Here is an 8,302-nt window from a genome sequence, read left to right as displayed (position 1 = left end):
CGCCCCGAGAGACTCGAAGGGCGGGGGGCTGCCGCCCCCCGCGCCCCCCGCTTCAAGGGGGGCACGCCCCCCTTGAAAATCCCCGTGGATATTTGAAGAACAAAGATAGAGCGGGTCAGCCGGAGCCCAGGATGACCTGCACGTAATTCGTGGTCTCGGCATAGGGGGGCACGCCGTTGTGCTGCTCGACCGCGCCGGGACCCGCGTTATAGGCGGCGAGCGCCAGGCGCCAGCTGCCGAACCGGTCGTACATCATCCTGAGGAAGCGCGCGCCTCCCTCGAGGTTCTGATGCGGATCGTTGATATCGACCCCCAGCAGCGTCGCCGTATCGGGCATCAACTGCGCCAGGCCCCGGGCCCCCGCGGGCGAGACGGCGCCGGGATTCCAGCGGCTCTCCTGATTGACGAGGCGCAGGAACAGCTCCTCGGGCACGCCATGGCGGCTGGCGGCGGCGCGGGCGATGCCGATGAATTCGCCGCGATAGCTGCCTTGATAGGTCACGGCGGGCACCGCCGCACCCTGCGGCGCCGAGGCGGAATATTGCCGCGACAGCCGCGTGTCCATCAGCCGGGTCTGGGTGCGGAACGTATCGGCCCGCGACACCGGCGCCGTTCCCGCGCCCGCCAGCCGCAGCCCGCTGGCGTCCGCTCCGGTCGCAGCGACCACAAGCCCCGCCGTCAGCAGCAGTTTGAGCATCTCATGCCCCTTCACGATCCCCTAGTGCGCGCGATCATAGCCGCGAATCGATCTGTCGCCAAGCGGGCGCCGGGCCGGGCGCCCCGGGGCCGGCGGATTGGCGTTATCATGTTTCTAACCCAGATCATGTGGTGTACCCATGCACGACACAGATTCGGCAAGACGCGGGGCGACACAACATGGCAGGTTCGGTCAACAAGGTGATCCTGATCGGCAATCTCGGCCGCGATCCCGAGGTCCGCAGCTTCCAGAATGGCGGCAAGGTGGTGAACCTGCGCATCGCCACCTCGGAGACCTGGCGCGACCGCAATTCGGGCGAGCGGCGGGAGAAGACCGAATGGCATTCGGTGGCGATCTTCAACGAGGGGCTGGCGCGGATCGCCGAGCAATATCTGCGCAAGGGCTCGAAGGTCTATATTGAGGGTGCGCTGGAAACCCGCAAATGGCAGGACCAGTCGGGCCAGGACCGCTATTCCACCGAGGTGGTGCTGCGCAACTTCAACAGCACGCTGACGCTGCTGGACGGGCGTGGTGAGGGCGGCGGTTCCGGCCCCTCCTACGACGATTCCATGGGTGGCGGCAGCTATGGCGGCTCGGCGCCCTCGGGCGGCGGCCGGGGTGGTTCCTCGGGCTTCGGCGGCGGCAGCGGCGGCAGCGCGGGCGGCAGCAGCCGCGGCGGGTCGGGCTTCGGCGGTGGCGGCGGCTCGGACATGGATGACGAGATCCCGTTCTGATCCATGAAAGGCCCGGCGCATGCCGGGCTTTTTTCTTGCCCCGCGGGGCGGGCCGCTGCCGGGACCCGGCTCTGGCACCCGCGCCCCGGTTCGGGTCGGCCCCGCCCCCCGCCCGTCCCCGTCGGGGCCTTGGTCGGTGCCTTGTCCCGGACACCCTGCCTCGCGTCTTTCCGCCCCTTGACGCTGCCGCGCCCGCCCGGTAGATCCCCCTCTGCGCGGGTATGATGTAATGGTAGCCTGTCAGCTTCCCAAGCTGAACGCGCGGGTTCGATTCCCGCTACCCGCTCCAGCCGATTTCCCAGAATACAGTTTGGTCTCAAAGACTTAGCGGCACCCGCCGCGAGCCCTGAGCGCAATCCGAAAAGGGAACATTCGGACAACATCGGTCGCTTTCGGCCGGAATTTCCCGAAGAGTCCCGAAGAATCTCCCAAAGCCTGTTCCCGTTATGTTCCCGTTCCCCGGTGACGCGCCTCTCTCCTTCGCGCTGGCCAGCAGCGGCCGGGCAGCAGGCATCGAGCGCTGCCTCAGGCAGGGGGTGCAGCGAGGAGGACGTTTCGCAGGAATCAATCGGGATCGCGGGACGGCCTCAGATCTGTTCATCCTTCCAGATCCACTTGGTGATCTTGCGGACCGGCCGGCGCACCGTCACACCCTGGGCCAGTTCGGAGGCAGCCGGAATCCGCCAGCGCATGACCATGTACTCCTCGGTGCCGCATCGGGCGCAACCCCATGGGGGGACATGAGCTGCGTGGAACGGATCCTCGATCACCTCGGCGAGATCGGATGCCCAGTAATTGACCTCCCTGCGGCAGCCGTTGCAGCGCATGACGATCAGCATGCCGTCGCGGGCACAGTCTCGGATCCGTCGGACGTTGAAGCGGTTAGAGGAACGGACTGCGGGCATGGGCGATTCTCCATCGCCCTACGAGAACACATAGAGAACAAATATTCAAACAGGGCCCGCGACCTCGACGAGGCTGCAGGGGGTGGTGCTGGTGGCGGTGCAGGCCAGCGTGGCGGCGGCGAAAGACAAAAGGGGCGAGCAGAACGCTTTCAGCGGTTCAGCCCAGGAAGAGAATAATCAAGACCACGATGATACCAAATGGTATCATCCAGAACGCGTACCGATTTGCCATTTGCGAAGGCATGCCGCAAAAGCCGCAGCGTCCCGCACCAAATCGCATCCTGTGCCCACAGTTTCTACACCGGAAGACACGCAGATTTTCAACCATATGAAGTTCCTATCATTTCTTAATAGGACGGATGCAGCCCTGTAACCACTAGTCAGCTGCCAAGGCAAGTCACTAGGGTGATTAGAATTTTAAAAAGGAGCGGCGCTATTCTCGTATCGCCTCGGTGACGAGATGATGACGAGGGCCTCCGTCCGGTCACGATGATCCGTTAATTTCGCGCCCGCGCGCGTATACCTCCGGGGGGGGTACTCCTGCCCTTGTGTGCCCTGGGCAGCGCGGGGTGCCGCCCAGGGAAGGCCAGCACCTCGCTCAGCCCCCTACCGCCCCCGCCAGCCCGTCATAGCCCTGCACCGCCAGGCCGCGCCGGCCCTCGCAGGTAATCAGCGCATCGCCCATGCGGCCGACGATCAGGCGCCAGTCCCGGCCGCCCAGCAGCTCGGCCGGGTCGGTGCAGGGCAGCCGCGCCTCAATCGGCAGGGGTGCGGGTTGCACCCCACCGGGCGCGGAGCCGAGACAGGTCGTCAGGGTCAGGGACAAGGCAAGCGCGGGGATCGGCGAGGATGGCATAGTCGTGCTCCAGGGCTCGGGCGGCCAGCGCCTCGTGGCGCAGGCGCAGGTCGTATTCCGTGCGGGACAGGGCCTCGGCCGCGTTGAAGATCTCCCGCTGCAGGCGGTCGCGGTGCTCGGCCAGCGCCGCCGCCTCCCGGTCGCCGCGCCAGGACCAGGCCGTCCGGAACGCGGCGCCGTGCGAGGCCACCAGCGCGAGGATCGCGAGGGGCCAGATCCAGGCGCCGAGGCGATCAAGAAGCCGGGCGATCACGCCCTGCCCTGCCGATACCACCGGGCGACATGGAACCCCGGGCAGGCCTTGGGCGCATACTCGTTGTGCCCGCTAACCTTCAGCGCGCCACCCGCGCGGCCCTCGATCTCGGCGATCAGCCGACGCAGCGCGGAATCCTGCGCCGGGGTGAAGTGGTCGGCGAAACGGTCGTCAGCCGCCGCGCCATGGCCGCCGATCAGGCTGATCCCGATGGTGCCGGCGTTGTGCCCGGCGACGTGGGCCCCGATCTCGGTCTCGGCCCGGCCGGGGGCAACCGCACCGTCGCGGTCGATAATCCAGTGATAGCCGATGTCGCGCCAGCCGCGGTCCTGGACGTGCCAGCGGCGGATCTCGGCGACCTTGTCGGCAAGCGGGCGGTTGTGCATCCAGTTCGACCGGGTGGCGGCGCAATGCACGATGACTTCGCGCACGGGATACCCGGCGCGTCCTTGGCGGATCATGGTGGTTTCCTTTCGGGGAGGGTGCGGCGGCTACTTGCGCCGCCAGGGGATGAGGCAGCGGCTGGCGGGGTGGGCCCAGGCGGTCCACCAGCGCCAATGGCTGCGCTCGGGTTCGGGGATGGTCAGCAGGCGGCCACGCAGGAACAGATAGGCGGCCAGCACGATCAGCAGGTTGAAGGCCGCGTTGACGGCCGGGCCGCTGGGCAGATGCGCCCAGTCCCAGGCGGCCGAGCGCAGCAGATAGGCCAGCGCCAGCACCGTCGCCGCCGCGGCCAGGATCCGGCCCAGCGGGTCGCGCAGGCGCCAGGCCAGCGGCAGATAGGCCCAGAGGACCAGGAGCATGCTGCCGGCCGCCGCGGCCGAGCTGAGTTGCACGATCAGGGAGTTCATTTGCTGGTCCTTTGAGCCTCGGAGAGCGCGGCGCGCAGCTCGCCAACCAGCGACGCCAGCGCATCGGTGGCGATCGCCAGCTCGGCCTCTGCCTGTTTACGTTGCGCCTCCTTTTGGGACTCGGCGCGTTTGGGGAAGCGGGGCAGCAGGCGCATCACGGCCTCCCGCGGTTAATATGGATCAGCGCCTCGCGGATGGTGCTGATCGCCTCATAGGTCTGCTTCTGACCCTCGACCGCGGCGGTCAGCAGCTTGTCGTTCAGCGCATCCTCGCGCGCCCGGGCGTCCCGCGCATGCTGCCACCAGCCCGCGAGCGCGCCCAGCAGCAGCACCCAGGCGGGGCCCTGCGCGGTCGCCCAGGTCAGGAGCGCGGGGATCAACGATTCCATAGCCCCTACCCTTCCAGCCCGGCCGCGAAGTCCAGGACCGGCTGCGGGGTGGCGTCGATCACGGCCTGGGCGGCGGCGCGTTCGGTGTCGTCGGTGAGGATCGCGGGGTTGGGGATGGGCTCGACGCCCACCGGGGCACCAGTCTCGTCATAGGCCGTCGCCTCGATCTCGGCGGGCAGCGGGGGGATGGCCGGGGCGAGGACGATGGTTTCGGTGATCGGCTGGCCCTCGGCGTCGAGTTCGCCGGTTGCCTGCTCCTCGAGGATCTCGGCCCGGCCCTCTGCCAGCCGATAGCGCGCCAGGCGGGCGCTGGCCTCGCGGTAGGCGGCCAGTTGCCAGTTGAAGGCGAAGTTGGCCTCGGCCTCGGCGACGGTGGGCAGCATGGAGGCGCGCCAGGTCTCGAAGCCCGCGGGGTCGATCTCGCGCATCAGCGGATGCCATTCCCGGCGCAAATAGGCCTCGACCCGCTTGCGGAACTGCCCGCCGGTCATCGGGGGCTGCCCCTTGGCGAAGCCCAGCTCGTCGAGCACGGCCTGATTGATGGTCATGGTCACGCCTCCACCGGCCAGATGGTCACGTCGTCGCCGCTGGCCGGGGCGACCGCGAAGACCACGCGATGCACGAACCCGTCGAAGGTGGTGGTGTAATCATCGGCCGCGCCCTCGCGCAGCAGGGCACCGGCTGCGAAGACGGCGTAGGGGGCCTGGCCCTGCGGAAGGGCGAAGCTCGTGGCGGTTGCATTGCCGGTGAACCTCAGCTGCGGCAGGAGCCTTGCCCGCTCAGTGGACGGTCGCGCCAGCTTCGCGCGCAGGATCTGGGCGGGTTTGGCGATACGGACATTCATGTCATTGCTCCGCGATGAGGCCGCCCATCGCGCTGATCGCGGTGGTAACGGCGGTGGTGGTGTTGGCGATGCGGCGCAGGCCCCGGAAATCGCTGCGGCCCGCGCTGGTGCCGACATGCAGAAGGCCGGTCACCGGATCCTCGGCCAGCGCCGTCACGGCATCCGAGGCGCCGTAGAGCGTGCATTGCGCGCCGGGCTGGAACAGGGCCTTCTCGTCGGCGTGGATCTTGCGGATCTGCTCGGCCGAAGGCGCGGTCGCGCCGATCCGCCACAGCGCCAGCGCGCCCGCCGTCAACGGAAACGCCCCGTTCACATTGGCCCCCAGCCGCGTCACCGCGCTGGTGTTGCTGACGCTCGCCGCATCCGCCGCCGACAGATGCAGCCGCCCGTTGAGATAGAGCTGCGCGACGCCGTCCTTCCGCAGATAGACCACATGCCCCCAGGCCCCGACCGTCATCGCCAGCGTCCCGGTCAGGGTGGCGCCGCTCGAACTCGCGGTGATCGAGCCGCCGCCGGTGTAGATCCGCAGCCGCGGGCCGGATTGGGCAGCGTCCTGCCGGGCGAAGAGATATTGCGCCCCCCCGGCGGGGTAATTGACCCAGCCCATGACGCAGAAATCCCCGGTCCCCAAGTCCAGCGCCGGGTTGTAGGCCTGCTCGAGGTAATTCGCCGCCGACCAGCCGCTGTAGCCCATCAGCTCCGCCCCGGCCGCCACCGCCGCCCGGGTCAGCGTGCCCTGCGCGATCACGCCCCTGGCGCCAGCCGAGCGGTCGGGCTCCGCGAGCCTGACCGAAACGTTGTCGTATTCGCTGTAGAAGACGCCGAGCGCCCCGCTGCTGTAGAGGGTGATATGGGTCGTGGCCGAAATGGCGACGAAGGTGATGGGTCCCGCACTGGGCGCGACGGCGGCATAGTTCGATGCCCCCGCGCTCGAGCCGAGGTAGACATAGGGCGAGCCGGTCCCGGCAAAGCCCTCAAGCTGCAGGACATAGGTTTTGCCGATCACGGTCGGGATGGTCGCCGCCGCCTTGCCGTACGCGCCTGCGGCAGTGCCTGCGACCCGGATGCGGCCCGCGTTATGGGTCAGCACCGTTTCCGGTGTCGCAGCCGTCCACCCGCTCAGATCCGTGTCGAAGGTGCCATTGGTCACCAGCTCACCCGACCCGACCAGCGGGGCGCTGTCGGTCGAGGACAGAAAGGCGCCCTTGGTCGCGCCGACCAGCCAGCCGCTGGTATGGCTGGCCGAGATGGCGGCGAGCATACCTTTCGACGGGGCGGAGGGGTTGGAGGCCAGCCGGATCAGGCCCTGCGCGCTACCCCATGCCTCCGGGGCAAGTCGGTTGACGCCATTGCTCGTCGCCTCCACGCCCGTCCACAACCCCGGCCACTGCAGGTCCAGATTGTAGGCTGCGTTGTAGAGCGCGGCGTAATGCTCGTCCGACGCGCCCTTGGTGTAGCCATTGGTCTCCAGGATGTCGGCGGCGGGGATGCGGCGGAACACATGGACCCATCGCTGATTGGATGGCAGGGAATCGACGGAGAAGACCAGGGCGCCATCAGCGCGGAAGGCCACGCGGATGCTGCGCGAATAGGCCGCATAGGCGATATCGACGACACTGCCGTCGTCCTTGATGACCGAGACTCCGCCGTCGGTCGCCACGGCGATGGTCGGCACCGGCAGGCCGGTGACCGGATCGGCAGGGGCGCCGGGCAGGACGGTCATCGCGACATCGTTGGCGACCGCATTGACCAGAGCGTTCGAGTCACCCGCCCGATACGTCCTCCCCGAATTCCTGTCGGCGATAGCCCCGTTGTAATCCCGGTAGGAACTGGACAGACCCATGTTGTCGGCTTGATCGGAGACAAAGCAGATCGTGCGAACCCCGCCGCGCCCGCCGCCGGTGTTGTTGCTCGAGACCACCAGGGTGCCGTTCAGCATGGCGATGGAGGTGATCGGGTCCCCCGGCAGAATATTGGCATCGAGGGCCATGCCGCCCGCGGCGTTGAACACCATCCACATCGGCAGCGCCGGGTCGTCACCATCGTAGATCGTGATCTTCCCCGCCTCCGCGACGATCACCGCCACCGCCGGGAACTCCCGCCGCGCGCCGCGGGTGGCGGTGTTCAGGGTCTCGTTCCACCAGCTCGTGTGCTGGCAGCGCTTGCGCCAGGCCCCGCCGTCGCTGTCGCGGCCGGTGTCATAGACCAGGACATCGACAGCCGTGACCCCCTTGGTCCCGGCCAGGGCCGCGAGCGTCAGGCCGCCCTCGATCCGCTCGACATCCTCGGCCGTGGCGTAGTCTTCCGGCGTGCCGACGCCCAGGACATCGCGCATGGCCGCGACCGAGGCCCCCGCCAGCAGGGTCCGGGCGGCGGCCGAGAGCGGCGTGGTGGCCATGACCCCCGCGCCGGTCCAATAGGGCATGAGGTTGGCCCCGCTGGTCAGCGCCGCCAGCGAGGTCAGCGTGCCCGAGCCGAGCGACTGGCGCATGATATTGGCCGCGGTCAGGGCGCGGGCGCCGTCGTCGATCTGCCGGATATCGTAATTCCCGGCGGCGATCGCCGCCCCGGGCCAGGGCCGGGCCAGGGTGATCTGGGTGGCGCTGTCGATCGAGGCGATCGGCACGGTCAGGCCCAGAGCGCGGAAATCGTCGCCCGGCCGCGTGTTCGAGGTGATCCAGGCGGTGCCCGCGCCGGTGACGGTGGTGCTGCCCGCCCCGACGCTGACGGTGCCAAGGGAGTAAAGGGTATCGAGAGCCAAAGGAGCCTCCGGA

General features: G+C 68.5%; 13 protein-coding genes and 1 tRNA gene. 3 read left to right on the top strand and 11 right to left on the bottom strand.

What is annotated here, in order from left to right:
- Positions 1 to 115 precede the first annotated feature (115 nt).
- Positions 116 to 697: a lytic transglycosylase domain-containing protein gene (locus DDE23_RS13545; protein WP_107752567.1), complete on the bottom strand. Its 582-nt coding sequence runs from the start codon at positions 695 to 697 to the stop codon at positions 116 to 118.
- A gap of 179 nt (positions 698 to 876) precedes the next feature.
- Here DDE23_RS13545 and ssb point away from each other — a divergent pair, with 179 nt between their 5' ends.
- Together ssb and DDE23_RS13535 are read left to right on the top strand one after the other, a co-directional pair.
- Complete coding sequence (gene ssb, locus DDE23_RS13540) at positions 877 to 1,431, top strand: single-stranded DNA-binding protein (RefSeq protein ID WP_107752566.1); 555 nt, start codon at positions 877 to 879, stop codon at positions 1,429 to 1,431.
- A 215-nt stretch (positions 1,432 to 1,646) separates the two neighbouring features.
- Positions 1,647 to 1,720, top strand: a tRNA-Gly gene (locus tag DDE23_RS13535).
- A gap of 298 nt (positions 1,721 to 2,018) precedes the next feature.
- Here the strand turns inward: DDE23_RS13535 and DDE23_RS13530 are convergent.
- A complete protein-coding gene (locus DDE23_RS13530; protein ID WP_107752565.1) occupies positions 2,019 to 2,336 on the bottom strand; it encodes a hypothetical protein in 318 nt (105 codons plus the stop codon).
- 85 nt (positions 2,337 to 2,421) lie between these two features.
- Here DDE23_RS13530 and DDE23_RS24915 point away from each other — a divergent pair, with 85 nt between their 5' ends.
- On the top strand, positions 2,422 to 2,709 hold the full coding sequence (locus DDE23_RS24915; RefSeq protein ID WP_133239573.1) for a hypothetical protein: 288 nt from the start codon (positions 2,422 to 2,424) through the stop codon (positions 2,707 to 2,709).
- 225 nt (positions 2,710 to 2,934) lie between these two features.
- Here the strand turns inward: DDE23_RS24915 and DDE23_RS13525 are convergent, their stop codons facing one another.
- From DDE23_RS13525 to DDE23_RS13490, 9 genes are read right to left on the bottom strand one after another with little or no spacing between them, the layout of a single operon-like run.
- Positions 2,935 to 3,117, bottom strand: coding sequence for a hypothetical protein (locus DDE23_RS13525; RefSeq protein WP_107752564.1), 183 nt, complete (start codon positions 3,115 to 3,117; stop codon positions 2,935 to 2,937).
- Positions 3,092 to 3,445, bottom strand: a complete 354-nt coding sequence (locus DDE23_RS13520; RefSeq protein ID WP_107752563.1) for a hypothetical protein — start codon at positions 3,443 to 3,445, stop codon at positions 3,092 to 3,094. The genes DDE23_RS13525 and DDE23_RS13520 overlap by 26 nt, the downstream gene beginning before the upstream one ends.
- Positions 3,442 to 3,906, bottom strand: coding sequence for an N-acetylmuramoyl-L-alanine amidase (locus DDE23_RS13515; RefSeq protein WP_107752562.1), 465 nt, complete (start codon positions 3,904 to 3,906; stop codon positions 3,442 to 3,444). Before DDE23_RS13515 ends, DDE23_RS13520 begins: the two co-directional genes overlap by 4 nt.
- A 30-nt stretch (positions 3,907 to 3,936) precedes the next feature.
- Positions 3,937 to 4,296, bottom strand: coding sequence for a hypothetical protein (locus DDE23_RS13510; RefSeq protein WP_107752561.1), 360 nt, complete (start codon positions 4,294 to 4,296; stop codon positions 3,937 to 3,939).
- Positions 4,293 to 4,451: a hypothetical protein gene (locus DDE23_RS25105; RefSeq protein ID WP_157958027.1), complete on the bottom strand. Its 159-nt coding sequence runs from the start codon at positions 4,449 to 4,451 to the stop codon at positions 4,293 to 4,295. Before DDE23_RS25105 ends, DDE23_RS13510 begins: the two co-directional genes overlap by 4 nt.
- A complete protein-coding gene (locus DDE23_RS13505; RefSeq protein WP_107752560.1) occupies positions 4,451 to 4,684 on the bottom strand; it encodes a hypothetical protein in 234 nt (77 codons plus the stop codon). The genes DDE23_RS25105 and DDE23_RS13505 overlap by 1 nt, the downstream gene beginning before the upstream one ends.
- A gap of 5 nt (positions 4,685 to 4,689) precedes the next feature.
- On the bottom strand, positions 4,690 to 5,232 hold the full coding sequence (locus DDE23_RS13500) for a hypothetical protein (protein WP_238149980.1): 543 nt from the start codon (positions 5,230 to 5,232) through the stop codon (positions 4,690 to 4,692).
- Positions 5,233 to 5,234: 2 nt separating this feature from the next.
- Positions 5,235 to 5,528, bottom strand: coding sequence for a hypothetical protein (locus DDE23_RS13495; protein WP_107752559.1), 294 nt, complete (start codon positions 5,526 to 5,528; stop codon positions 5,235 to 5,237).
- Between the two features lies 1 nt (position 5,529).
- Complete coding sequence (locus DDE23_RS13490; RefSeq protein ID WP_116548245.1) at positions 5,530 to 8,289, bottom strand: LamG-like jellyroll fold domain-containing protein; 2,760 nt, start codon at positions 8,287 to 8,289, stop codon at positions 5,530 to 5,532.
- Positions 8,290 to 8,302 lie beyond the last annotated feature (13 nt).

It is taken from the genome of Pararhodobacter aggregans (genome assembly GCF_003075525.1).
Lineage (GTDB): Bacteria > Pseudomonadota > Alphaproteobacteria > Rhodobacterales > Rhodobacteraceae > Pararhodobacter > Pararhodobacter aggregans.
This window is presented reverse-complemented; position numbering and strand designations above follow the sequence as displayed.

Coding starts and splice junctions, on each gene's coding strand:
- DDE23_RS13545 (WP_107752567.1), bottom strand. CDS start 697: ATGCTCAAACTGCTGCTGACGGCGGGGCTTGTGGTCGCTGCGACCGGA.
- DDE23_RS13495 (WP_107752559.1), bottom strand. CDS start 5,528: ATGAATGTCCGTATCGCCAAACCCGCCCAGATCCTGCGCGCGAAGCTG.
- DDE23_RS13510 (WP_107752561.1), bottom strand. CDS start 4,296: ATGAACTCCCTGATCGTGCAACTCAGCTCGGCCGCGGCGGCCGGCAGC.
- DDE23_RS13530 (WP_107752565.1), bottom strand. CDS start 2,336: ATGCCCGCAGTCCGTTCCTCTAACCGCTTCAACGTCCGACGGATCCGA.
- DDE23_RS25105 (WP_157958027.1), bottom strand. CDS start 4,451: ATGCGCCTGCTGCCCCGCTTCCCCAAACGCGCCGAGTCCCAAAAGGAG.
- DDE23_RS13505 (WP_107752560.1), bottom strand. CDS start 4,684: ATGGAATCGTTGATCCCCGCGCTCCTGACCTGGGCGACCGCGCAGGGC.
- DDE23_RS13500 (WP_238149980.1), bottom strand. CDS start 5,232: ATGACCATCAATCAGGCCGTGCTCGACGAGCTGGGCTTCGCCAAGGGG.
- DDE23_RS13515 (WP_107752562.1), bottom strand. CDS start 3,906: ATGATCCGCCAAGGACGCGCCGGGTATCCCGTGCGCGAAGTCATCGTG.
- ssb (WP_107752566.1), top strand. CDS start 877: ATGGCAGGTTCGGTCAACAAGGTGATCCTGATCGGCAATCTCGGCCGC.